Source organism: Pseudomonas sp. MYb541 (genome assembly GCF_037479595.1).
Lineage (GTDB): Bacteria > Pseudomonadota > Gammaproteobacteria > Pseudomonadales > Pseudomonadaceae > Aquipseudomonas > Aquipseudomonas canadensis.
Genome location: NZ_JBBGYS010000040.1, coordinates 19,685 through 43,447, shown reverse-complemented (window position 1 = coordinate 43,447; position 23,763 = coordinate 19,685). Strand labels below are relative to the sequence as shown.

The window sequence follows — 23,763 nt, the reverse complement described above, 5'->3', positions numbered from 1 at the left end:
CTTTTTCAGGAGCCCCAAAATGGCCTACTGGCTGATGAAATCCGAGCCCGACGAACTCTCTATCAAAGGCCTGGAAAAGCTCGGCGAAGCGCGCTGGGACGGGGTGCGTAACTACCAGGCACGCAACTTCCTGCGTGCCATGGCAGTGGGTGACCAATTTTTCTTCTACCACTCCAGCTGCCCGGAGCCGGGCATTGCCGGCATCGGCAAAATCGTCGAGGCGGCCTACCCGGACCCCACCGCGCTGGAGCCCGAAAGCCACTACTTCGACGCCAAGGCCACCCCGGAAAAAAATCCGTGGAGCGCGATCAACGTCGCGCATGTCCAGACGTTCCCCAAGGTGCTGGGCCTGGGCTACCTGAAACAGCAAACCGCCCTCGCCGAACTGCCTTTGGTGCAAAAAGGCAGCCGGCTTTCGGTGATGGGCGTCACGCCCGAGCAATGGGCCGCGGTGATCAATTTGCTTTAACTGACCGGTATCAAGGCCCTCTTAGGGCAAACCGATCACACTGGAACGCTAACGCCGCAGGAAGCAGCCATGTCGACGAACCACCACACCTCCCGTCTTTTCGCTATCGCCCTCATCGCCCTGTTGTTGGGTGCCGGTGGCTTCGGTTACTGGCGCTCCACCCAGGACCGCTTGCCCGAAGGCCTGAGCATGGGCAACGGCCGCCTGGAATCCACCGAAGTGCAGATCGCCGCCAAGATCCCAGGGCGCCTGGCAGAGGTGCGGGTGGACGAAGGCGACAAGGTCCTCAAAGGTCAACTGCTCGCACGCATGGACACCCGCACGCTGGAAGCCCAGCGCGCCCAGGCCGAAGCCGAAGTGCTGCGCGCCAAGGAAAACTTCGCTGCCGCCGAGGCCAACGTGCAATTGCGCCAGAGCGAGCAACTGCTGGCCAACCAGGAACTCAAGCGCACCCAGGAGCTGTACAAACGCGGTTTCGCCAGCAGCCAGTTGATTGACCAACAGCAGGCGCGGCAGAACACCGGCAATGCGGCCGTGATCGCGGCACAAGCCCAAGTCAACTCGGTGAAGGCTGCGATCGGTGCCGCCGAGGCCCAGGTCGCCCAGCTCACCAGCGAGATCGACGACAGCAGCCTGCGCGCGCCCATCGACGGGATTATCCAACTGCGCCTGGCCGAGCCGGGCGAAGTACTCGGCGCGGGCGGGCGTGTCCTGTTGCTGATCGATCCCAACGACCAATACATGAACCTCTACCTGCCGGCCTCCGTCACCGGCCGGCTCACCGTCGGCAGCGAGGCGCGCATTCTGCTCGACGCCCTGCCCGACCAACCGCTGCCGGCCAAGATCAGCTTTGTCGCCGCCAAATCCCAGTTCACCCCCAAGGAAGTGGAAACCCGAGACGAACGCCAGAAACTGGTGTTCCGGGTCAAACTGCGCCTGACCCAACCCAGCGCCGTGCCCCAAGCCAAACCCGGCATGCCCGGCGCCGGCTACGTGCGCACGGCTGATATCGACTGGCCGGCCAACCTGCGATGAGCGCCCTGGCGCTGCAAGCCACAGCGATCAACCATCGCTACGGCAAGCAACAGGCCCTGGTCGACATCACGTTCAGCCTGCCAGCCGGGACGCGTTGCGGGTTGATCGGACCGGATGGCGCGGGCAAGTCGAGCCTGCTGGGGTTGATCGCAGGGGTTAAAAAGCTTCAGGACGGCCAACTGCAAGTGCTTGGCGGTGCGATTGAAGACCGCCGCCACCGCAACAGCCTGTACCCGCGCATCGCCTTCATGCCTCAAGGGTTGGGCGGCAACTTGTATCCTGAGTTGTCCATCAGCGAAAACATCCGTTTCTTTGCCACGCTGTTCGGCCTGTCGAAAGCCGACTGCGACCAACGCATGCACAACCTGCTGCTGGCCACCGACCTTGCGCGCTTCGCCGAACGCCCGGCGGGCAAGCTCTCCGGTGGGATGAAGCAGAAACTCGGCCTGTGTTGCGCGCTGATCCACGACCCGGACCTGTTGATCCTCGACGAGCCCACCACCGGCGTCGACCCACTGTCACGTCGGCGCTTCTGGGAGCTGGTCGAAAGCGTACGCAGCGAACGCCCGCAACTGACACTGCTGGTGGCCACGGCCTACATGGAAGAAGCCGAGCAATTCGAACATTGCCTGATGCTCGATCGCGGCAAGCTGATTGCGGACGGCCTGAGCCGTGAATTGGCGGGCGCGACAGCCAGCGGCAAACTGGACGAAGCCTTCACCCACTTCCAGGGCGACAGCGCCCACGATAACCAGCCGCTGGTGATTCCACCGAGGCAAAGCGACAACGCCGATATCGCCATCGAAGCTCACGACCTGACCCTGCGTTTCGGCGATTTCACCGCCGTGAACAAGGTCAGCTTCGCCATTGGCCGCGGCGAGATATTCGGCTTCCTCGGCTCCAACGGCTGCGGCAAGACCACCACCATGAAGGTGCTCACCGGCCTGATGCCCGCCACCGAGGGCAGTGCGACGCTGCTGGGCAATCCGGTGGACGCCAAGGACCTCGCGACCCGCAAGCGCGTGGGTTTCATGTCGCAAAGCTTCTCGTTGTATGGCGAACTCAGCGTGCGCCAGAACCTGGTGCTGCATGCGCAATTGTTCGACCTGCCCAAGGCAGACAGCGGCCCGCGCATTGATGAGCTGATCCAGCGTTTCGACCTCGGTGACGTGGCCGAACAACCGTCCGGCGAGCTGCCGCTCGGCTTGCGTCAGCGTTTGTCATTGGCCGTGGCGGTGCTGCATCGCCCGGAAGTGCTGATCCTCGACGAACCTACGTCGGGCGTCGACCCGGCGGCGCGGGATGACTTCTGGCGATTGCTGATCGAGCTGTCCCGCGAACAAGGTGTGACGATTTTCCTGTCCACGCACTTTATGAACGAAGCCCAGCGCTGCGACCGCATTTCCCTGATGCACGCGGGCAAGGTGCTCGCCTGCGATACGCCGGATGCGTTGCAGCGGCAGTTCCAGGGCGACACCTTGGAAGCCGCGTTCGTCACCTGCCTGGAGCAAGCACAGGGTGAACCGGAGCCCACTGCGCCCGCCGCCACCGTCAGCGAAACCAGTGCCCCTCCCGTGAGCAAACGCGGCTTCAGCCTGGCCCGCCTATTGGCCGTGGCCAGCCGCGAAGGCAAAGAGCTGCTGCGCGATAAGGTGCGCATGGCCTTCGCGTTGCTGGGCGCGATGTTCATGATGGTGATCTTCGGCTACGGCATTTCCCTGGATGTGGAAAAACTCGCCTTCGCCGTCTACGACCAGGACCAGACCCCGCAAAGCCGCGCCTACCTGGAGGCATTTCGCAGTTCACGCTATTTCGCCGAGCAGCCGCCGATTCAGGACTCAACTGAATTGCACCGGCGCCTGCAACGTTCGGAAATCAAACTGGCCCTGGAGATACCACCCGGCTTTGGCCGCGATCTCTACGCCGGCCGCCAGCCCAGCGTGGCCGCCTGGCTCGATGGCGGGATGCCGTTTCGCGCGGAAACCAGCCGCAACTATGTCGAGGCCGTGCACCAGGAAAACCTGCAGCAACTGGCCGAATTGAGCAGCCTGCCGCGCAACAACCCAGCGGCCGCCAAGCTGGAAACGCGCTTTCGCTATAACCAAGACGTGGTCAGCGTGAATGCCATCGGCCCCGGTGTGATGGCGCTGATCCTGGCGTTTATCCCGGCGATGCTCACCGCCCTCGGCATCGTGCGCGAGAAGGAACTGGGCTCGATCACCAACTTCTACGCCACGCCCCTGACGCGCCTGGAATTTCTGCTCGGCAAACAGGCGCCGTACCTGGCCGTGAGCCTGGTCAACCTGGCAGTACTGGTGGCGATGAACCGCTGGCTGTTCGGCGTGCCGTTCAAGGGCAGCGGCCTGACGCTGGCGTTCGGCGGCCTGCTCTATGTGCTGGCGACCACCAGCATGGGCCTGCTGATTTCGGCGTTCACCCGCACTCAGATCGCGGCGATCCTCGGCACCATGATCATCACCAGCCTGCCGACCATCCAATTCTCCGGGCTGATCGTGCCGCGCTCGTCCCTGGAAGGCGCAGCGGCGTTGATGGGCATGCTGTTTCCGGCGGGGCACTTCCTGGATGTCGCCGTGGGCACCTTCACCAAGGCCTTGGACCTGCGTCAGTTGTGGCCGCAATGCCTGGCGCTGTTCGGGTTCTTTGTCGGGTTTACCGGGCTGAGCCTGGTCATGCTCAAGAAGCAGGAGGCCTGATGCATAAGTTCGCGCATATCCTGCGCCTGGGGATCAAGGAACTGACCAGCCTGCGCCATGACAGCGTGTTGCTGCTGTTTCTGTTCTACGCCTTCACCGTCGCCATCTATATGCCCGCCGCCGGCTCGGTGATCGGCGTGCATAACGCCAGCGTGGCGTTTGTCGATGAAGACCACAGTTCGCTGTCGCGGCAACTGGCCGAGGCGCTGCAGCCGCCCGAATTTCAAACGCCCACGCCGTTGGCCTATGACCAGTTGGACAGGGTCATGGACAGCGGCGAATACACCTTCGTGATCAATGTGCCGGCGAACTTCCAGGCTGACCTGTTGGCCGGTCGCCAACCCGGCGTGCAGGTGAACGTGGACGCCACGGCCATGAGCCAGGCGTTCATGGGCGCGGGCTACATCGGGCGGATTTTCCAGCGGGAATTGCTGACCTACAGCGGGCAAGCCGCCGCCAGCCAGACGCCCGCCCTGCTCACGACTCGCGCGCTGTTCAACACCAACCTGGAGGGTGGCTGGTTTTTGGCGGTGATCCAGATCGTCAACAACATCACCATCCTCGCCATTATCCTGACCGGCACCGCGCTGCTGCGCGAACGCGAACACGGCACCCTCGACCATCTGCTGGTATTGCCGCTGACAGCGCTGGAAATCATGCTGGCGAAAATCTGGAGCAACATGCTGGTGGTGGTGCTGTGCACTTGGCTGTCACTGGAAGTGGTGGTCAAAGGTTTGCTCGGCGTGCCGCTGGCCGGGTCACTGAGTTTGTTTCTGTTGGTGACGGCGCTGTACTTGTTTGCCAGCACCGCACTGGGCATCTTCCTCGCCACCCTCGCCCGCTCGACGCCGCAGTTCGGCCTGCTGGCAATCCCGGTGATCATCCCGATGCTGCTGCTCTCCGGCGGCAGTACGCCGTTGGACAGCATGCCCGAGTGGTTGCAGTGGGTGATGCAGGGCTCGCCGTCGACGCATTTTGTGAGTTTGAGCGCGGCGATTCTGTTCCGCGATGCGGGCGTGAGCGTGGTGTGGCCGGACTTGCTGGCGCTGGCGGGGATTGGGTTGGTGTTCTTTGCAGTGGCACTGGCGCGGTTCAGGAAGAGCCTGGCTTCCTGAAACCGCACCCTATTGGTGATTACTGGATGATCAAGTTGTTGAACAGCAGATCTTCCACCACCGGTTTGCCGGTCTCGTCATTCATCACTTGCTGGGTTTGCTTGAGGGCTTCCTGGCGCAGTTTTTCTTTCCCTTCAACGGTGCTCATGGCCTCGTTGGTCTGCTGGGTGAACAGCGCCACCAGCTGATTACGGATCAACGCGTCGTTGGCTTTGACGGCAGCAGCCGCTTCGGGGCCGATCACGCGCAGGGCGATGTCGGCCTTGAACACCTTAAGTTTCGCCGTGCCATCCAGGCCGTAGTTGCCCACAAATGGCGGGCTCAGGCTGATATAGCTGACCTTCGGCGCCTCGCCTTCTTTGGCTTCTTCGGCTTGGGCCGCCATCGGCAACGTCAGGGCCAGCATCAACAGGATCCACGCTTTCACAGTTCATTCCTCACATTCGGTTGCCGGGTAGCATAACGCTAGCAAGGCAGAGCACAAGCTTATGGCGGCTTATCAGGCCCGGGCATGCTCGTTGACCCACGAGCGTACCCTCCTACACTTATCGGCCACGACGCCAAAAGGAATAGTCCGATGAAAGCTGTGCTGTGCAAAGCCTTCGGCCCCGCCGAAACCCTGGTGCTGGAAGAGATCGCCAGCCCGGCGATCAAGAAGAACGAAATCCTGCTGGACGTGCATGCCGCCGGGGTCAACTTCCCGGACACGCTGATCATCGAGGGCAAGTACCAGTTCAAGCCGCCTTTCCCGTTTTCGCCGGGTGGTGAGGCGGCGGGCGTGGTCAGTGAAGTCGGGGAAAAGGTCAGCCACCTCAAAGTCGGTGACCGGGTGATGGCGCTGACCGGCTGGGGCAGTTTTGCCGAGCAGGTCGCGGTGCCCGGCTACAACGTGCTGCCGATCCCGCCGAGCATGGACTTCAACACCGCAGCCGCCTTCAGCATGACCTACGGCACCTCCATGCACGCGCTGAAACAACGCGCCAACCTGCAACCCGGCGAAACCCTGCTGGTGCTCGGCGCCTCCGGTGGCGTGGGCCTGGCCGCCGTAGAAATTGGCAAAGCCATGGGCGCGCGGGTAATCGCCGCCGCCAGCAGTGCCGACAAACTCGCAGTGGCCAAGGCCGCCGGCGCCGATGAGCTGATCAACTACAGCGAAGCCAGCCTGAAAGACGAGATCAAGCGCCTCACCGACGGCAACGGCGCCGATGTGATCTACGACCCAGTGGGTGGCGACCTGTTTGACCAGGCCATCCGTGCCATTGCCTGGAACGGCCGCCTGCTGGTGGTGGGTTTTGCCAGCGGGCGCATACCGGAGCTGCCGGTGAACCTGGCGCTGCTCAAGGGCGCGGCGGTGGTCGGGGTGTTCTGGGGTTCGTTTGCCCAGCGCCAGCCGCAGGATAATGCGGCGAATTTCCAGCAGTTGTTCAGTTGGTATGGTGAAGGCAAGCTCAAGCCGCTGGTGTCGCAGGTGTATCCGCTGGAACAAGCCGCCCAGGCGATCAATGATCTGGGGCAGCGCCGGGCTGTGGGCAAGGTCGTCGTCCAGACTCGCTGACCTTCCCCTGTAGGAGCCGGCTTGCCGGCAAGCCCGCTCCTACAGATCAATTTACGACCATCACTTATCTATTCGCGACATGTTCGTAAGAGAACATGCAATTGCTCTCATTTCCTGTGTTTGCAGATAAGAGGCGATGCTATTTTCGGTAACGAAACTGTAACATTCGCATCCGCAGTCAAAACAAGAAATTTGGAGCTCTTGAATGTTTGCTTTCTTTCGTCCTGCCGCCCATCAGGCGCCCCTGCCTGAAGAAAAAATAGACAGTACCTACCGACGTCTGCGCTGGCAGATCTTCGCCGGTATTTTCTTCGGCTACGCCGGTTACTACCTGCTGCGCAAAAACTTCTCCTTGGCCATGCCCTACTTGATCGACGAGGGTTACACCCGCGGCGAGCTGGGCTTGGCGATGTCGGCCATCGCGATTGCCTACGGCCTGTCCAAGTTCCTGATGGGTCTGGTGTCCGACCGCTCCAACCCACGCTACTTCCTGCCCTTCGGCCTGCTGGTTTCCGCCGGGGTGATGTTCATTTTCGGTTTCGCACCTTGGGCGACGTCCAGCGTGACCATGATGTTCATTTTGCTGTTCATCAACGGCTGGGCCCAAGGCATGGGCTGGCCGCCAAGTGGGCGCACCATGGTGCACTGGTGGTCGCAGAAAGAACGCGGCGGCGTGGTTTCGGTATGGAACGTGGCGCACAACGTCGGCGGCGGCCTGATCGGCCCGCTGTTCCTGCTGGGCATGGCCTGGTTCAACGACTGGCACGCAGCCTTCTACGTACCGGCCACTGTGGCCCTGCTGGTGGCGGCCTTTGCCTTCATCACCATGCGCGACACCCCACAATCGGTGGGCCTGCCGCCTATCGAGAAGTACAAGAACGACTACCCGGAAGGCTACGACGCCAGCCACGAAGACGAATTCAGCGCCAAGGAAATCTTCGTCAAGTACGTGCTGCGCAACAAAATGCTGTGGTACATCGCCTTCGCCAACGTGTTCGTCTACCTGCTGCGCTACGGCGTGCTGGACTGGGCGCCGACCTACTTGAAAGAAGCCAAGCACTTCACCGTGGATAAATCCTCGTGGGCGTACTTCTTTTATGAATGGGCCGGTATCCCAGGCACACTGCTGTGCGGCTGGATGTCGGACAAGATCTTCCGTGGCAACCGTGGTCTGACCGGCATTGTGTTCATGGCGCTGGTAACCGTGGCGACCCTGGTGTACTGGCTCAACCCGCCAGGCAACCCGATGGTCGACATGATCGCGCTGTTCTCCATCGGCTTCCTGATCTACGGCCCGGTGATGCTGATCGGCCTGCAGGCGCTGGAACTGGCACCGAAGAAAGCCGCCGGCACCGCTGCGGGCTTCACCGGTCTGTTCGGTTACTTGGGCGGTTCGGTGGCGGCGAGTGCGGCCATGGGCTACACCGTGGACCATTTCGGCTGGGACGGCGGTTTCGTGCTGCTGATTGGCGCGTGCATCTTGGCCATCGCCTTCCTGATCCCAACGCTGTGGCACACCAACAGCGTCAGCTCGGCGCGTTAAGCGCCTGAGCCACCCTTTGCACAACGCTTGAGCCGCGCCTCCAGGTTCTTATCTGGCATGGCGTGGCTACGCAGGGCATTGACGGTCTGCTCGACATAATCGCGAGTGGTACCGTAACGCCCGCAAGCACTCTGCAACACATGGTTCAGCACGATATCGGGCAAGTTGCCGGCGTAGCTGGGCAAGTGCCGCTCCAAGACAAATCCCAACGCCTGCACCGTGCTGCCATCTTCGAGACGGCAACTGAGCCAATGCGGCCGGTAAGAAGGATAAGGCATCTCGCGCTGCCACAAGGCGTAGAGCGAGGCCTCCAGCTGATCCTCCGGCAAGCGGTAGGCAAACCCGCTGCAGGAACCGCCGCGATCCAGCCCAAAGACCAACCCTGGAATTTCCGGAGTCCCACGATGCTCATGGGACCACAGGTACAGGCCCCGGTGATAACCGTGGACCCGTGCCCGCATCCGCTCGGTGGACGAACACTCAGGGCGCCAGATCAGCGAACCATAAGCGAAAAGCCAGACCGGCCCACCCTTGTGCTGGGCCATGGTGGCCTGCATTGAGCTCATCAACTGTTCGTGAGTGAGTTGCGGCCCAAGATCGAGCCGCGGAGGGTAAGCCAATTGCAAAAGATCGGATTCAATGACGGTCATGGCAAATCGCTTAGGTCTCCTGTGTATTACCAGTTATAGGCAACTTTACCGTAATAGAACGCGCCGCTGTAACCGTACGGCGAAAAAGTGCTATAGGCCAAATTGCCACCACTGCTGGCGAAGGCATTGACCTTTTCCGGGTATTTATCGGTGACGTTGTCGCCGCCGAGGGTGAAGGTCCAGTTCTTCAACTTGTAGTCCGCCGACAAATCCAACACCCAGGCCGCCTTGAAGGTCTGGTCGTTGGCCTTGTCGGCCTGGTAGCTGGTGAATTCACCATAGCGCACCAGGTTGCTGTGCAGCGCCCAATTGCCGAAGGTGAAGTCGTTACCCAGGCTCAGCTTGTGTTCAGGCGTGGTATCGCCCAGCAAACCGCTCTTCTCGCGACGGTCCACGCGCACCAGATTGGCGCCCAGGCTGTCGAGGATGGCCGGGTTGGGCTTCACGTCCGTGACCTTGGTGTGGTTGTAGTTGTAGCCCACGGTGCTGTTCCAGCGGATGCCGTTATCGAACTGGTAACGGTAGTTGGCCACCAGGTCGACGCCGTCAGTGCTGGTATCGGTGGCGTTGGTAAAGTAGCGGGCAGTGGTGTAGTTGATGTTGCCCACGCCATTGGCGCGCAGATAAGCCTGGGTTGCCGGGTCCAGGTTGAGGTTGGACGACAGGCTGATGCGATCACGAATGTCGATGCGGTACACGTCCACCGTTACGGTCAGGTCGTCGGCGGGCTCCAGGACCAGACCAAGGCTGTAGTTACGCGACTTCTCGGCCTTCAGGTCCTCTGCGCCCAGCAGGCGTGCGACCTGGCTGGAGGCTGGGAAAGTACCGGCCTCGCGGATGTCGCTGCCGATCAACTGCGACGACGTAAACGCGAAGTTCTGCTGAGCCAGGGACGGCGCGCGGAAACCGTTGGAAATACTACCGCGCAAGGCCACCTGCGGGGTGAAGTCGTAGCGGGCCGACAGCGAGCCGCTGACATTGGAACCGAAGTCACTGTAATCCTCATGCCGTACGGCAGCCGAAGCGCTGAGTTTTTCGGTGAAGTTGGTTTCCAGGTCCAGATACTGCGCCCAATTGTGACGTGAACTGCTGCCGGCGTCGGCATCGCGGAAACCACCGAGGCCCGAACTGCCGGTCTGGTAGTAGGACGCCGGCTCACCTGCTTCAATCTCATAGCCCTGGCGCAGGTATTCCCCGCCAAAAGCCACGGAGACCGGGTACGGCAGGAAGCCCACGTCGAATTCACGGGACAGGTCCAGGCTGACTTGTTTCTGGTCGTTGCTCAGGGTGCCGTTGTCGAACTTGCGCGGCGTGGCCAGGCCCAGTGACGTGTTGATGGTGTCGGTGCTCAGCTCGTACTGGTTCTTGCCGTAGTTGGCCGACAGGTCGTAATGCCAGTCGTAGGCCAGCAACCCACGCAGGCCCACCACCAGCGAGGTGTCTTCCAGGTTGCCCTTGATCAGCGGCAGGTAGCCGTTGGGATTAAGCGCCGGAATATTGTTGGAGGCATTGCTCGCCCGGTAGAACGCCGCCGTCTCGCCGCGACGCTTGCTGTAGCCGCCGAAGGTGTAGAACTCGGCCGCATCGTTGAAGGAATATTCCGAGTTGAACTGGAACTTGCCTTCATTGGTGGCCGGTTCGCCCTGGCGAAACACCTGCTGGCCGTAGGTCGTGGAGCCTACGCTGGCTGGGCGCAAATCCTTGCCGGCACGGTTGGTGTAGTCGTTGTCGGCGCCTTCGGCCGAGAGGTTGATAAAGCCGTTGTCACCCAGTGCCACGCCGGTATTGCCACTGAGGTTGCGCTGGATGCCGTCGCCCTTCTTGTACTCGCCGAACTTGGAGGAGATCGAACCACCATGGTCGGCGTGTTTGAGGATCACGTTGATCACCCCGGCAATCGCATCGGAGCCATAACGCGCGGACGCACCATCGCGCAACACTTCGATATGGTCGACTGCCGACAGCGGGATCGCATTCAAGTCCGCCGGGGCCGAGCCACGGCCCACCGCCCCGCCGAGGTTGACGAAGGCGCTGGTATGGCGGCGCTTGCCATTGACCAACACCAGCACCTGATCCGGCGACAACCCACGCAACTGCGCAGGGCGCACCAGTTCGGCGCCGTCCACCAGGCTTGGGCGTGGGAAGTTGATCGACGGAATCAGCCGCGCCAACACCGCCCCCAGCTCATCGGAGCCGGTGCTGCGCAGGGTGTCGCCGGAAATCACATCGATCGGCGACAGCGACGCACTCGCCGTGCGCTCTTGGGCGCGGGTGCCGGTAACGATCACGGTGTCGAGCTTGGGTGCGTCGGTGGCGGGCGTTTCGGCCGCGAAGACTGGATTGAAACTCACGGCGGTCAGCAAATTGGCCGACAAAATCGCCGAGTACAGCGCGTGTTGCTTGTAGCTCCCCATACCGCTCCCCTTGAATCAAAAACCAGAACGTCGTGTCCTGAGTTCATACGATCGATCCGGCTGGCGGGCGGTGGCGGTCAGTTATTGGTGGTTGTGATTGAGTCGGTAGTCCGTTGCGATATAGCTTAAGGATATTTATGTAACAAATTAAATACCTTTAAAGCATAAGCGAATGCATAAGCAAAACGGCCCATTCGTCAGGATTGCATCGGCCAATCCCGCTACTTTCAGCCCCGGTTCAGCCTGGGAACACGCCTAGCCGTCAAAATGGCGCACAGATCACGACCCACCTAGCCGCCCATCACATCGACTATCGAGGTCGCACCCATGAAAAAATTCCGATTGCCTGGCCTGCTGTTCCTGGCCCAGGCCACCACCGCGTTGGCAGGCGAAGCGCCGGTCACCGAAGACGACAAAGGCTTCTGGTACGCGCAAACCAGCGTCTACACCCGGCATTTTGCGCCCGACCCCGAGCACAACAATAACCAGGACTTGATTGGCCTGGAGCGCAATGAAGCCTCAGGTTTTGTGTATGGCGGGGCGACGTTCCGCAACTCGTTCCGGCAGCGCTCGTACTATGCGTATGTGGGAAAACGCTACGACATGGCCGACTATCCGGTGTATTTGAAGCTGACGGGCGGGGCGATCCAGGGTTATCGCGGCAAGTACCGCGACAAGATCCCGTTGAACCGTTTCGGCGTGGCGCCGGTGATCATTCCGTCGGTGGGCGCGCATTACGGGCCAGTGGCGGCGGAATTGGTGTTGCTGGGGTTCAATGCGGCGATGGTCACGACCGGCGTACGATTCTAAAACTGTCTCCTGTAGGAGCCGGCTTGCCGGCGATGAGGCCAGTGAGCACTGCGCAACTCATCAGGACGCAATCGCCGGCAAGCCGGCTCCTACAAAGGGGTCTCGTCTTTAGGGACGTGGCGCGTAGGCAAACACATCGGCACGCATCTGGTGCGCATCCATACCAGCCTCGACCAATGCGTCCAACGTGCCGTAGATCATGGCCGGTGAACCGCTGGCGTAGACGTGTACCGACTTGAGGTCGGTGATGTCTTCGCACACGGCTTCATGCAACAGCCCGCAACGCCCCTCCCAGCCGCACAGGTCACTGACGACTTTGTGCAGGAACAGGTTGGGCAGTTGCAGCCACTGGTCCCAGTGTTCGATCTGGTAGAAATCTTCCGGGCGACGCACGCCCCAGTACAGGTGCACCGGGTGCTTGAAGCCGGACGCGCGGCAATGTTCGATCAGGCTGTGCATCTGCGCCATGCCGGTGCCAGCAGCGATCAACACCAGCGGCCCATCCGGCAGCTCGGCCAGGTGGGTGTCGCCAAATGGCAGCTCGATGCGGGCCATCTGGTTGCGTTGCAACTGCTCCAGCAACGTGCGCGCGCTGTCCTCGCGGGCCAGCACATGCAGCTCCAGCTCGCGCCCGGCGTGGGGGGCCGAGGCCAGGGAGAACGCGGACTTCTCGCCGTTCTCGCGTTCGATCATCAGGTATTGCCCGGCGTGGTAACGCACCGCCTTGCCGGCCGGTGCACGCAGGCGCACCCGCCATACATCGCCACCCACCTCGACGCATTCACTCAATTGGCACGACAACTTGCGCAACGGCAACTCTCCCGGCGCCAGCACGCCATCCCACAACACAATGCAATCTTCCAGTGGCTCGGCAATGCAGGTGTAGAACTCACCGTGATCACGCACTTCACCGGCCTGCTGCACCCGACCTTCCACCAGCAGCGCGGCACACACGTGGCACACGCCGTTGCGACAGGCCTGAGGGCATTCGTACCCCAGACGGCGCGCGCCTTCGAGGATTCGCTCGCCGGGGACCAGCTCCAGCACGGCGCCGGAAGGTTGCAGGGTTACACGCATCAATCTATTCCCAATTCTTTCCATATCGCATCGACACGGGTGGTGACAGCTTCATCCTTGACGATCACCCGACCCCATTCGCGGGTGGTTTCACCCGGCCACTTGTGGGTGGCGTCCAGGCCCATCTTCGAACCCAGACCCGACACCGGAGAGGCGAAGTCGAGGTAGTCGATCGGCGTGTTGTCGATCATCACCGTGTCGCGCTTGGGGTCCATGCGCGTGGTGATGGCCCAGATCACGTCGTTCCAGTCGCGGGCATTGATGTCGTCGTCGGTGACAATAACGAACTTGGTATACATGAACTGTCGCAAAAACGACCACACACCGAGCATTACCCGCTTGGCATGGCCTGGGTACGACTTCTTCATGGTCACGATGGCCATGCGGTACGAGCAGCCTTCCGGCGGCAGGTAGAAGTCGGTGATCTCCGGGAATTGCTTTTGCAGGATCGGCACGAATACTTCGTTGAGTGCCACGCCCAGAATCGCCGGCTCATCCGGCGGACGGCCGGTGTAGGTACTGTGATAAATCGGTTTGATCCGGTGGGTGATGCGCTCGACGGTGAACACCGGGAAGCTGTCGACTTCGTTGTAGTAGCCGGTGTGGTCGCCGTAAGGGCCTTCATCGGCCATTTCGCCCGGATGAATCACACCTTCGAGGATGATTTCGGCAGTAGCCGGCACTTGCAGGTCGTTGCCACGGCACTTCACCAACTCGGTGCGGTTACCCCGCAGCAGGCCGGCGAAAGCGTATTCGGACAGGCTGTCGGGCACCGGGGTCACGGCGCCGAGGATGGTGGCCGGGTCGGCGCCCAGGGCCACGGAGACCGGGAACGGCTTACCGGGGTGTTTTTCGCACCATTCGCGGAAGTCCAGCGCGCCGCCACGGTGGCTCAGCCAACGCATGATCACCTTATTGCGGCCGATCACTTGCTGGCGGTAGATACCGAGGTTCTGGCGGTCCTTGTTCGGGCCCTTGGTGACGGTCAGGCCCCAGGTGATCAGCGGGCCGACATCGCCGGGCCAGCAGGTTTGCACCGGGAGCATGGCCAGGTCGACATCGTCGCCTTCGATGACCACTTCCTGGCACACCGCGTCCTTGACCACTTTGGGGGCCATGGCAATGATCTTGCGGAAGATAGGCAGCTTCGACCAGGCGTCCTTGAGCCCCTTGGGCGGCTCGGGCTCCTTGAGGAAGGCCAGCAGCTTGCCGATCTCGCGCAGCTCGCTGACCGACTCGGCGCCCATGCCAAAGGCCACGCGCTCGGGGGTACCGAACAGGTTGCCGAGCACCGGGATATCAAAGCCGGTCGGGTTCTCGAACAGCAGCGCCGGGCCCTTGTTACGCAGGGTGCGGTCGCAAATCTCAGTCATTTCCAGGACCGGGGAAACCGGCACCTGAATACGTTTCAACTCTCCGCGCTGCTCAAGTTGCTGCACGAAATCCCGAAGATCCTTGAATTTCATTAACCATGCCACCCGTAAAATAGGCGTACATCGTACCTGCTCTGAGGGCGGCTGGCAGCCCTATCGACGGCGCAATTGCCCACCAGCGGTGGTTAAAGATTTCAGGCAAAAAAATGGCGCCCCTGGGGGCGCCATTCTTTCGGACCTGAAACGTCGTATTACTTACGTTTCATCGACAGGAAGAACTCGTCGTTGGTCTTGGTGGTTTTCAGCTTGTCGATCAGGAACTCGATGGCTGCCACTTCGTCCATCGGGTGCAGCAGCTTGCGCAGAATCCACATGCGCTGCAGTTCGTCGTCGGCGGTCAGCAACTCTTCGCGGCGAGTGCCGGAACGGTTGATGTTGATCGCCGGGAACACGCGTTTTTCCGCGATGCGACGGTCCAGGGGCAGTTCCATGTTACCGGTACCCTTGAACTCTTCGTAGATCACTTCGTCCATCTTCGAACCGGTTTCAACCAGTGCGGTGGCGATAATGGTCAGCGAGCCGCCTTCTTCGATGTTCCGCGCGGCGCCGAAGAAACGCTTCGGCTTCTCCAGGGCGTGGGCATCGACACCACCGGTCAATACCTTGCCGGAGCTCGGGATCACGGTGTTGTAGGCACGGGCCAGACGGGTGATGGAGTCGAGCAGGATCACCACGTCTTTCTTGTGTTCGACCAGGCGCTTGGCCTTCTCGATCACCATTTCGGCAACCTGCACGTGGCGGGTTGGCGGCTCATCGAACGTGGAGGCAACCACTTCGCCGCGCACGGTGCGCTGCATTTCGGTCACTTCTTCCGGACGCTCATCGATCAACAGCACGATCAGGTGAACTTCAGGATTGTTACGCGCGATGTTCGCTGCAATGTTCTGCAGCATGATGGTCTTACCGGCTTTCGGCGGTGCGACGATCAGGCCACGCTGGCCCTTGCCGATCGGGGCGCACAGGTCGATCACACGACCGGTCAGGTCTTCGGTGGAACCGTTGCCGGCTTCCATCTTCATGCGCACGGTCGGGAACAGCGGCGTCAGGTTCTCGAAGAGAATCTTGTTTTTCGCGTTCTCGGGACGATCGAAGTTGATCGTGTCGACCTTGAGCAGGGCGAAATAACGCTCGCCTTCCTTCGGAGGTCGGATCTTGCCAACGATGGTGTCACCGGTGCGCAAGTTGAAGCGACGGATCTGGCTCGGCGAGACGTAGATATCGTCTGGGCCGGCAAGATAGGAGGCGTCAGCAGAGCGGAGGAAGCCGAAGCCGTCCTGGAGAATCTCCAGCACGCCATCACCGGAGATTTCCTCGCCGCTTTTCGCGTGCTTTTTCAGCAGGGAGAAAATCACGTCCTGCTTGCGCGAACGGGCCATATTTTCTATGCCCATTTCTTCGGCCAGCTGGAGCAGGTCGGTAATCGGCTTTTGCTTGAGTTCAGTCAGATTCATATAGGAATGACGTAATCATTTATGGAGGGGGGAAATTAAGCTTTTGGCTTAATGAGGCCGCGCCGCGGAGAAGGCGACAGGATCGCGTACTAATCGAAAAGGAGTGCGTCGGCGACGGCATGCAGGGGGCAGTGGAGAAACCAGTGCGGGGCCGAATGTACCACCTGAGTTTCGGAGCGTCTAGCCCTGTTTCACGAAAAAGCCCCGCTATTTGCGGGGCTTTTTTGACGACGCTTAGATGTTCGCGTCGAGGAAAGCTTGCAGCTGAGACTTCGACAGCGCGCCTACTTTGGTCGCTTCGACGTTGCCGTTCTTGAACAGCATCAGGGTCGGGATACCACGCACGCCGTGCTTGGCCGGGGTTTCCTGGTTGTCGTCGATGTTGAGCTTGGCAATGGTCAGCTTGCCTTCGTAGGTGGTCGCAATGTCGTCCAGGACTGGAGCGATCATTTTGCAAGGGCCACACCATTCAGCCCAGTAGTCAACCAGCACCGGGCCAGCAGCCTTGAGTACTTCGGCCTCAAAGGTCGCGTCGGTGACGTGCTTGATAAGATCGTTGCTCATGGATGTCTCCGGATTGTAAGCAAAAAAAACGTGGCCCATCATAGCCGCCCTTCCACCGTTCAGGAAGCCGCCTCTGATTGAGTCTTGCTATGGTGATGCATGAGTTTGGGTATAGCCCAACTCAGGGCGTGACGGGAATCACGAAGGCAATACCTGTACGCAGCGCCGCATTGCGCACGTGTTCCTGCATGGTTTTCTGCGCCGCCGCACTGGCGCGCCGGGCCAGGGCGCGCAGGATCCGGCGGTGTTCCTGCCAGGTTTCCATGGCCCGCTCCGGCCGGATGAACGGTAGCTTCTGACTCTCCAGGAACACCTCGGCGCTGGCACTCAGGATGCTCACCATGGCCTGATTACCGCTGGCCAGCAGGATGCGCTGGTGGAATTCGAAGTCCAGTCGGGCGGCCGCCTCGAAGTCGCCAGTCTTGAGTACCTTGCGCATGGCCTCGACGTTATCTTCCAGGCTGTCCAGCTCATCAAGGGTCAGCGTCACCGCCGCCAATCCCGCCGCGAACCCTTCCAGCGCATAGCGCAACTGGAAGATATCCAGCGGCGTGGCCTGGGCCGCAAAGGGCCAGGCAAACCCTGGCGATTCCTCCGCGGCCTGCACGAACACGCCCTTGCCGGGCTGCACGCTGACCACACCCAGCGCGCTGAGGGACGACAACGCCTCGCGCAACGACGCCCGGCTCACGCCCAACTGCACCGCTAGGTCGCGTTGGGACGGCAGTGCATCGCCCGGCCCGAAGCCTTGCTCCTTGATCAGTTTGCGTATGGCCTGCAGGGCCGCTTCCGGTACGGCTTGGGCGATGGAATTCATAGAAAACTCAAGGTTCCAGTCAACTGAGCGGCTAGTTGTAAAGCTATTCGCAGCCGGCGGCAAGCCACGCCCCAAAGGGGCTCGCGGGGTTTTGTCGGCGCTCGAAAAGGGTGCGAAAAGTCCGCGAACTGTTCAGACCAGTCCGACCACCAAAACGCAATGGGTGCCTGGCTTTCAGGCGTTATTGAGCGTGATGGCATGGGCTGTGCACTGAGCAAATCCAGAAAATTCCTTCGCCCTTCTCGGAGAGTTGCCATGACCAAGCGCTACAGCGCCCTGCTTACTGCCCTGTTTGCCAGCCTGATGCTGAGCCAGGCACCCGCCCAGGCCAACGGTCTGGACGACATCGTCGCCCGTGGCACCCTCAAGGTCGCCGTGCCTCAGGACTTCCCGCCGTTCGGCTCGGTCGGACCCGACATGAAGCCCCGCGGCCTGGACATCGACACCGCCAAGCTGCTGGCCGACCAGCTCAAGGTCAAGCTGGAACTCACCCCAGTCAACAGCACCAACCGCATTCCCTTCCTCACCACCGGCAAGGTCGACCTGGTGATCTCCAGCCTGGGCAAGAACGCCGAGCGGGAAAAGGTCATCGACTTCTCCAAGGCCTATGCACCGTTCTACCTGGCCGTGTTCGGCCCGCCTGAAGCGGCCATCAGCAGCACCGACGACCTCAAGGGCAAGACCATCAGCGTGACCCGTGGCGCCATTGAAGATATCGAGCTGACCGCCGTCGCGCCCAAGGAAGCCACGATCAAGCGTTTCGAAGACAACAACTCGACCATCGCCGCCTACTTGGCCGGCCAGGTCGACCTGATCGCCAGCGGTAACGTGGTGATGGTGGCGATCAGCGAACGCAACCCGAAACGCGTGCCCGCGCTGAAAGTGAAGCTCAAGGATTCGCCGGTGTACGTGGGCGTGAACAAGAACGAGCCGGCGCTGCTGGAGAAGGTCAATCAGATCCTGGTCGCGGCCAAGGCCGATGGCAGCCTGGAAAAGAACGCACTGCAATGGCTGAAAGAGCCACTGCCCGCCGATCTCTGAAACGACGGAGCTGACTCATGGCGTATCAATTTGACTTCGTGCCGGTGCTGGCCAATACCGACCTGCTGTTGCGCGGCGCGCTGTTCACCCTGGAGCTGACGGCCATCGGCGCTATCCTCGGCGTGGCCCTGGGCACCGTCGGCGCCGTGATGCGGGCGTGGAAGATCCAGCCGTTTGCGTGGATCTTCGGTGTGTATGTCGAGTTGATCCGCAACACGCCGTTCCTGGTGCAACTGTTCTTCATCTTCTTCGGCCTGCCGTCCCTGGGGCTGAAGATCACCGAGTGGCAAGCTGCCGTGCTGGCGATGGTGATCAACCTGGGCGCCTACTCCACAGAAATCATCCGCGCCGGCATTCAAGCGATACCGCGCGGGCAGCTGGAAGCCGCCGCCGCATTGGCGATGACACGCTTCGAAGCCTTCCGCCACGTAGTGCTGCTGCCGGCGCTGGGCAAGGTGTGGCCGGCCCTGAGCAGCCAGATCATCATCGTGATGCTCGGTTCGGCGGTGTGCTCGCAGATCGCCACGGAAGAACTCAGTTTTGCCGCCAACTTCATCCAGTCGCGCAACTTCCGCGCCTTTGAAACCTATGCCCTGACCACCCTGGTGTATCTGTGCATGGCGCTGATGATTCGCCAGTTGCTCAACTGGATCGGCCGCCGCTTCGTGATGAGGAACAGCCGATGAGTGATTTTTCGTTCTGGGACATCGTGCGCAACCTGGCTACAGGCCTGCAGTGGACCTTGCTGCTGTCATTGGTGGCGTTTGTCGGTGGCGGGGTGATCGGTTTGCTGGTGATGACGATGCGCATCAGCCGCAACGCGTTCCCGCGCAACCTTGCGCGCACCTATATCGAACTGTTCCAGGGTACGCCGCTGTTGATGCAGCTGTTCCTGGTGTTTTTCGGCATCGCCCTGCTCGGCGTGGATATCTCGCCCTGGCTGGCGGCGGCAATTGCCCTGACGTTGTTCACCAGCGCCTACCTCGCCGAAATCTGGCGGGGCTGCGTCGACTCCATCGCCCACGGGCAATGGGAAGCTTCGGCCAGCCTTGCACTTAACCCGCTTGAGCAACTGCGCTACGTGATCCTGCCCCAAGCGCTGCGGATTGCCGTCGCGCCCACCGTGGGGTTTTCGGTGCAGGTGGTCAAAGGCACCGCCGTGACCTCGATCATCGGCTTTACCGAACTGACCAAGACCGGCGGCATGCTCGCCAACGCGACCTTTGAGCCCTTCATGGTCTACGGCCTGGTGGCCCTTGGTTACTTTTTGCTCTGCTACCCCTTGTCCCTCAGTGCGCGCTACCTGGAAAGGAGACTGCATGCCTCTGCTTAGAATTTCCGCCCTGCATAAGTATTACGGCGATCACCATGTACTCAAAGGCATCGACCTGACCGTTGAAGAAGGCCAGGTGGTCGCGATCATCGGCCGTAGCGGTTCGGGCAAATCCACTTTGCTGCGTACCCTCAACGGCCTGGAGTCGATCAACGACGGCGTGATCGAAGTCGATGGCGAATACCTCGACGCCGCCCGCGCCGACCTGCGCAGCCTGCGGCAGAAAGTCGGCATGGTGTTCCAGCAATTCAACCTGTTCCCGCACCTGACCGTCGGCGAAAACGTCATGCTCGCGCCGCAAGTGGTGCAGAAAGTGCCTAAGGCCAAGGCGGCCCAGTTGGCCAGGCAAATGCTGGAGCGCGTCGGGCTGGGCGAAAAGTTCGACGCCTTCCCCGATCGCCTGTCCGGTGGACAGCAACAACGCGTGGCGATCGCCCGCGCCCTGGCCATGTCACCCAAGGTGCTGCTGTGCGACGAAATCACCTCGGCCCTCGACCCGGAACTGGTCAATGAAGTGCTCAGCGTGGTGCGCCAACTGGCCAAGGACGGCATGACCCTGATCATGGTGACCCACGAAATGCGCTTCGCCCGTGAAGTCGGCGACAAGCTGGTGTTCATGCACCTGGGCAAGGTGCATGAGGTGGGCGACCCCAAAGTGTTGTTCGCTAGCCCGCAAACCGCCGAGCTGGCCAATTTCATCGGTTCTACGGAACAGCCGGGCTGACCAGTTCGAATTGGCCATGGCCTTCCAGCAGCGTCTCCCGAGACACCGCGAGGGCATTGGCCGGCAGTTGAACCGCGACCTCCACTTGGGCTGTCAGCCGACGGCCCGTCACCGGCGTACCGCCTACGCTTGCATACAACATACGACCCGGTAGCAGCTGTCCGCTGGAGGTGTCATCGGACCGCCACGATACCGGCCTGCCGTCGACCTGAGCCTGCTTCAGGTTCAAGGTAAAACGTCCCTGTTGACCAAACTGGAAGCCCTGGGCATCGGCGGCTGCACCGTTGAAACGCAGCGACATCGCCGAAGGGTCCGTGCAAAGCACGCTCAAGTGCAGCGTGCGCGGTGTGTCCAGCGTCATTAGCGCCCTGCTGGAGGAAGCTTGCGCTGGGCGAATCACACCATAGTCGACACGGGGCTCACTCAGGGTCATTCGGCAGTTTTCAGCCTGCACCTGGGTCGCCACAAGGGCCACCCACAACAGCCACAGGCTCCTGCGCTTAGCGAACATGGCAGACCACCGGTGCGGTTTCATAGAGTTTGTCATCGTCAGGCTCTTGCTCCGGGTCGACTTGCAGCAGGCAGGATTGCGAATCCGGCAGGGAAACCTTCAAAGTTTGAGGACCATCGATATTGCTGAGGAAAATCATGCCGTCACCCACCACACTGGTCACAAAGGTGTTGTCCTGACCGAACACTGCGGCGCCTTGAGGCAGTGGCCGGCCCTGTTCGTCCTGGGCTTCAAGCAACAGACGACGGACTTTCACCACATCAAAGTGGAGAATATTGACTGAACCCCGACCGGCAGCGAGCACCTTGGTGCCGTTCTTCAAGTCGACGCGCTTGGGCAGCGACTGGGTCTGCACCTGCAGATGGTTGTTGCTGTAGGCCTGCAGCCCGGGGATCACCGCCTGGCCGCTGAAATCGGTCCATACCGGTCCTTGGGGCGTCGAAACCTTGGCCGTCCCGATATCGCCCACCGAAACAATGCCAAAGGTGTCCTGCACCGCATACGGCGAGAAGGTTACCCCGCGCTCATGGGCTACGATGCCGCCTTGCAGTTGGCCGGAATAGTTGGTGTTCGACGGATCGCGGTCGATACCCAAGCTCACGCGGGTATACAGCGGTAAGACGTCCACACGACCGCGCACACTTTGCTCGCGCTCTTTCATGTCCCGATCAACACCGACCTCGTAGTTCACATAGTCGTTGACCCGCTCGCTGAGGGCGGTGCCAGCATCCAGCCGGTCACCTCGACGACTGACGTAAGTGCTCATACTCCGATCGGCCCCGAGGGGCACCGTGACCTGCAGCCTGACAGACGTGCCCTCATCCAGCCGATCGTCGCGGCGGCTGCCCCGAGCCGGGTCCAGGCGCCGAGGCTCGGTCGCACCTACCTGGGCGTCGGCAATCAGTGCAACACCCACGCCGTTGAACGTGTTGTTCCACGAGGCAAAGAGGTGATCGTTGGATTGCCCGTCGAATTGCGAATTGCGGGTAAAACCGAAGGAGAAGCCGCCCAAGGACGGGTCCGCCCAGTTCAACCCTGCCGTGTACTGGCGCTTGAAACGCGCATCGAGGTTGTACCCCCGCGACGCCTGGCCGGCGTCCAGTACCTCACGGTAGCCGCGAGTCTGTGCCGAAGCGCTCAGGTTGATATCAAGATTGGCGAATAGAGGAGCTCCCAAAGATAGCGTGCTACGCGCGCCACCCACTTCATCTTGAGCATCACGGGACAGGTTATGACGCACGCCCACGGTCATCTGCTGGAAAAACACACTGCTCAGCGATCCGCCGGCCGACTGGTACTCGTCGGTACTCAGCAAACCGAAGCCCAGCGACGAGCGCTGACCCAGCCCCCAGGTGCCGCTGCCCATGGCGACCACTGGTGAATCCTGGTTGTCGATGGACGTTTCACGCACCTTGCCGAGGGAAAAGTAATATCCCGGCTCGATCGGAGCCCCACCCCGAAAGGACGCAGCGGGCACCACAAAACTGCGCTTTGCCCCACGCACGTCAATCACGCTCACGTCGAGATCGCTGGTGCTGTTCAGCAACGGCAAACCGGTCAGCCTGAACGGACCTTCCGGTACCAGGGTGGAATGGATCAATGCACCCGATTGACGCACCTCGACCCGCGACTGGCTTTGAGCCAGCCCTTCAACCACGACGTTGCTGTCGCCCGCACCGCTGCGCTGCTGGCCGTCCGGAGAGAACTGTAAGCCTGTGAGTTGTACACCGCCAAAAATCGGGTTATTGCTGGAAATCTGCCCCACCTGGAACGTCGACTGCAACGCCGCGATATCACGCTGGGCATAGGCGTTCACCTGTTCGGTGCGCGTCTCGCCATTGTCGGAAACATAAAACTGGCGGCTACGCACAATCCAATTACCCAGATTGAATCCCGCCTCGGTATAGGCCGATACGAAGCGACTTGACCCACTGCGCGAGTGGGTATCGAAACCCAATATGTCGTAGTTGAAGATGGCGGCCGCGCCACCCTCGGAAAAACTCCCGCCCTCCCACTCCGGCGCACGCAGGGACTGGGTCGGCACCACCAGGGTGACTTCGTCGCTGCTGGGGCGCAGCCGCACCATGGTCGCGGGGTATTCCCCAACGAAATCATGGCAGGCCTGGTCAGAGGTGATGCCCTCGCGCAGAAGCCTGGACGGAGTAACCAGACCGGCCTTTTCCAGCAACGCGGGGGTGAAGCACAACTGCCCCTGGTAATCGAAACGCGCGTCAACCAATCCCAACGGAGTGCCATTGACTCGCAGTCCGACCACATGGACACCTTCACGAAAGCGCGCTGCGCTGCGAAAGTATTCAGACACCTGCGGATCAATCCCGAGGGAGGTCAACGCGGCCACGTCAAAACCCTGCCCCAGCCCAACCGCTGCGCTGGTGCCTGGCAGACTCCAGAGCGTCGCGAGCCCCAGCAGAATTCTGGAACGAAGCTGGGAAACATTGCTCGGCACGCTATTGGCAGAACGACGGGTATGCCTGATCTTTTTCATA

At 61.2% G+C, this 23,763-nt stretch carries 21 protein-coding genes; 11 read left to right on the top strand and 10 right to left on the bottom strand.

From position 1 onward, the window contains the following. The first annotated feature begins 19 nt into the window (after positions 1 to 19). From WH299_RS22555 to WH299_RS22540, 4 genes are all read left to right on the top strand, one after another. Positions 20 to 469, top strand: a complete 450-nt coding sequence (locus tag WH299_RS22555; RefSeq protein WP_339551340.1) for an EVE domain-containing protein — start codon at positions 20 to 22, stop codon at positions 467 to 469. 69 nt (positions 470 to 538) lie between these two features. Continuing rightward, complete coding sequence (locus tag WH299_RS22550; protein WP_339551338.1) at positions 539 to 1,504, top strand: HlyD family secretion protein; 966 nt, start codon at positions 539 to 541, stop codon at positions 1,502 to 1,504. Further along, on the top strand, positions 1,501 to 4,218 hold the full coding sequence (rbbA, locus tag WH299_RS22545) for a ribosome-associated ATPase/putative transporter RbbA (protein WP_122729790.1): 2,718 nt from the start codon (positions 1,501 to 1,503) through the stop codon (positions 4,216 to 4,218). The genes WH299_RS22550 and rbbA overlap by 4 nt, the downstream gene beginning before the upstream one ends. Continuing rightward, on the top strand, positions 4,218 to 5,333 hold the full coding sequence (locus WH299_RS22540; RefSeq protein ID WP_068935479.1) for an ABC transporter permease: 1,116 nt from the start codon (positions 4,218 to 4,220) through the stop codon (positions 5,331 to 5,333). The genes rbbA and WH299_RS22540 overlap by 1 nt, the downstream gene beginning before the upstream one ends. Positions 5,334 to 5,352: 19 nt before the next feature. On the opposite strand, the gene WH299_RS22535 is transcribed toward WH299_RS22540, so the two are convergent. Next, positions 5,353 to 5,760 carry a flagellar basal body-associated protein FliL gene (locus WH299_RS22535; RefSeq protein WP_339551333.1) on the bottom strand — a complete coding sequence of 136 codons (408 nt, stop codon included), beginning with the start codon at positions 5,758 to 5,760 and terminating at the stop codon, positions 5,353 to 5,355. A gap of 150 nt (positions 5,761 to 5,910) precedes the next feature. On the opposite strand from WH299_RS22535, the gene WH299_RS22530 reads away from it, so the two are divergent. Further along, positions 5,911 to 6,888, top strand: coding sequence for an NADPH:quinone oxidoreductase family protein (locus WH299_RS22530; RefSeq protein WP_068935477.1), 978 nt, complete (start codon positions 5,911 to 5,913; stop codon positions 6,886 to 6,888). A gap of 205 nt (positions 6,889 to 7,093) precedes the next feature. Continuing rightward, the gene (gene glpT, locus WH299_RS22525; protein ID WP_016978960.1) at positions 7,094 to 8,431 is read left to right on the top strand and encodes a glycerol-3-phosphate transporter; all 1,338 of its coding nucleotides are present in this window, start codon (positions 7,094 to 7,096) and stop codon (positions 8,429 to 8,431) included. Here glpT and WH299_RS22520 read toward each other — a convergent pair. Continuing rightward, entirely contained in the window at positions 8,428 to 9,081 is a 654-nt protein-coding gene (locus tag WH299_RS22520; RefSeq protein WP_028618401.1) for a gamma-glutamylcyclotransferase, read from the bottom strand. The two genes, glpT and WH299_RS22520, sit on opposite strands and share 4 nt — an antisense overlap. A gap of 26 nt (positions 9,082 to 9,107) precedes the next feature. Next, complete coding sequence (locus tag WH299_RS22515) at positions 9,108 to 11,495, bottom strand: TonB-dependent receptor plug domain-containing protein (protein ID WP_122729794.1); 2,388 nt, start codon at positions 11,493 to 11,495, stop codon at positions 9,108 to 9,110. 327 nt (positions 11,496 to 11,822) lie between these two features. Here WH299_RS22515 and WH299_RS22510 point away from each other — a divergent pair, with 327 nt between their 5' ends. Continuing rightward, positions 11,823 to 12,305: a sn-glycerol-3-phosphate transporter gene (locus WH299_RS22510; RefSeq protein ID WP_122729796.1), complete on the top strand. Its 483-nt coding sequence runs from the start codon at positions 11,823 to 11,825 to the stop codon at positions 12,303 to 12,305. A 108-nt stretch (positions 12,306 to 12,413) separates the two neighbouring features. On the opposite strand, the gene WH299_RS22505 is transcribed toward WH299_RS22510, so the two are convergent. The 5 genes from WH299_RS22505 to WH299_RS22485 form a co-directional block, all read right to left on the bottom strand. Further along, complete coding sequence (locus WH299_RS22505) at positions 12,414 to 13,382, bottom strand: CDP-6-deoxy-delta-3,4-glucoseen reductase (RefSeq protein ID WP_122729798.1); 969 nt, start codon at positions 13,380 to 13,382, stop codon at positions 12,414 to 12,416. After that, positions 13,382 to 14,848: a 4-hydroxy-3-polyprenylbenzoate decarboxylase gene (ubiD, locus tag WH299_RS22500; RefSeq protein WP_339551331.1), complete on the bottom strand. Its 1,467-nt coding sequence runs from the start codon at positions 14,846 to 14,848 to the stop codon at positions 13,382 to 13,384. The genes WH299_RS22505 and ubiD overlap by 1 nt, the downstream gene beginning before the upstream one ends. Before the next feature lie 158 nt (positions 14,849 to 15,006). Continuing rightward, a complete protein-coding gene (gene rho / locus WH299_RS22495) occupies positions 15,007 to 16,266 on the bottom strand; it encodes a transcription termination factor Rho (RefSeq protein ID WP_003176825.1) in 1,260 nt (419 codons plus the stop codon). Between the two features lie 234 nt (positions 16,267 to 16,500). Then, positions 16,501 to 16,830, bottom strand: a complete 330-nt coding sequence (trxA, locus tag WH299_RS22490; protein WP_015886460.1) for a thioredoxin TrxA — start codon at positions 16,828 to 16,830, stop codon at positions 16,501 to 16,503. 121 nt (positions 16,831 to 16,951) lie between these two features. Continuing rightward, positions 16,952 to 17,647 (bottom strand): FadR/GntR family transcriptional regulator, encoded by a 696-nt coding sequence (locus WH299_RS22485; protein ID WP_028618406.1) that lies wholly within the window; start codon positions 17,645 to 17,647, stop codon positions 16,952 to 16,954. 255 nt (positions 17,648 to 17,902) lie between these two features. Between WH299_RS22485 and WH299_RS22480 the strand changes: the two genes are divergently transcribed. From WH299_RS22480 to WH299_RS22465, 4 genes are read left to right on the top strand one after another with little or no spacing between them, the layout of a single operon-like run. After that, positions 17,903 to 18,688 (top strand): transporter substrate-binding domain-containing protein, encoded by a 786-nt coding sequence (locus WH299_RS22480; protein ID WP_095013955.1) that lies wholly within the window; start codon positions 17,903 to 17,905, stop codon positions 18,686 to 18,688. Positions 18,689 to 18,705: 17 nt separating this feature from the next. Beyond that, on the top strand, positions 18,706 to 19,374 hold the full coding sequence (locus tag WH299_RS22475) for an amino acid ABC transporter permease (RefSeq protein ID WP_339551329.1): 669 nt from the start codon (positions 18,706 to 18,708) through the stop codon (positions 19,372 to 19,374). Continuing rightward, positions 19,371 to 20,021: an amino acid ABC transporter permease gene (locus tag WH299_RS22470; protein WP_028618409.1), complete on the top strand. Its 651-nt coding sequence runs from the start codon at positions 19,371 to 19,373 to the stop codon at positions 20,019 to 20,021. Before WH299_RS22475 ends, WH299_RS22470 begins: the two co-directional genes overlap by 4 nt. Beyond that, on the top strand, positions 20,008 to 20,745 hold the full coding sequence (locus WH299_RS22465) for an amino acid ABC transporter ATP-binding protein (RefSeq protein ID WP_126569473.1): 738 nt from the start codon (positions 20,008 to 20,010) through the stop codon (positions 20,743 to 20,745). The genes WH299_RS22470 and WH299_RS22465 overlap by 14 nt, the downstream gene beginning before the upstream one ends. Here WH299_RS22465 and WH299_RS22460 read toward each other — a convergent pair. Both WH299_RS22460 and WH299_RS22455 read right to left on the bottom strand, forming a co-directional pair. Beyond that, on the bottom strand, positions 20,726 to 21,256 hold the full coding sequence (locus WH299_RS22460) for a hypothetical protein (protein ID WP_178083515.1): 531 nt from the start codon (positions 21,254 to 21,256) through the stop codon (positions 20,726 to 20,728). The genes WH299_RS22465 and WH299_RS22460 overlap by 20 nt on opposite strands. After that, positions 21,246 to 23,762, bottom strand: coding sequence for a fimbria/pilus outer membrane usher protein (locus WH299_RS22455; protein ID WP_339551327.1), 2,517 nt, complete (start codon positions 23,760 to 23,762; stop codon positions 21,246 to 21,248). Before WH299_RS22455 ends, WH299_RS22460 begins: the two co-directional genes overlap by 11 nt. Between the last annotated feature and the right edge of the window lies 1 nt (position 23,763).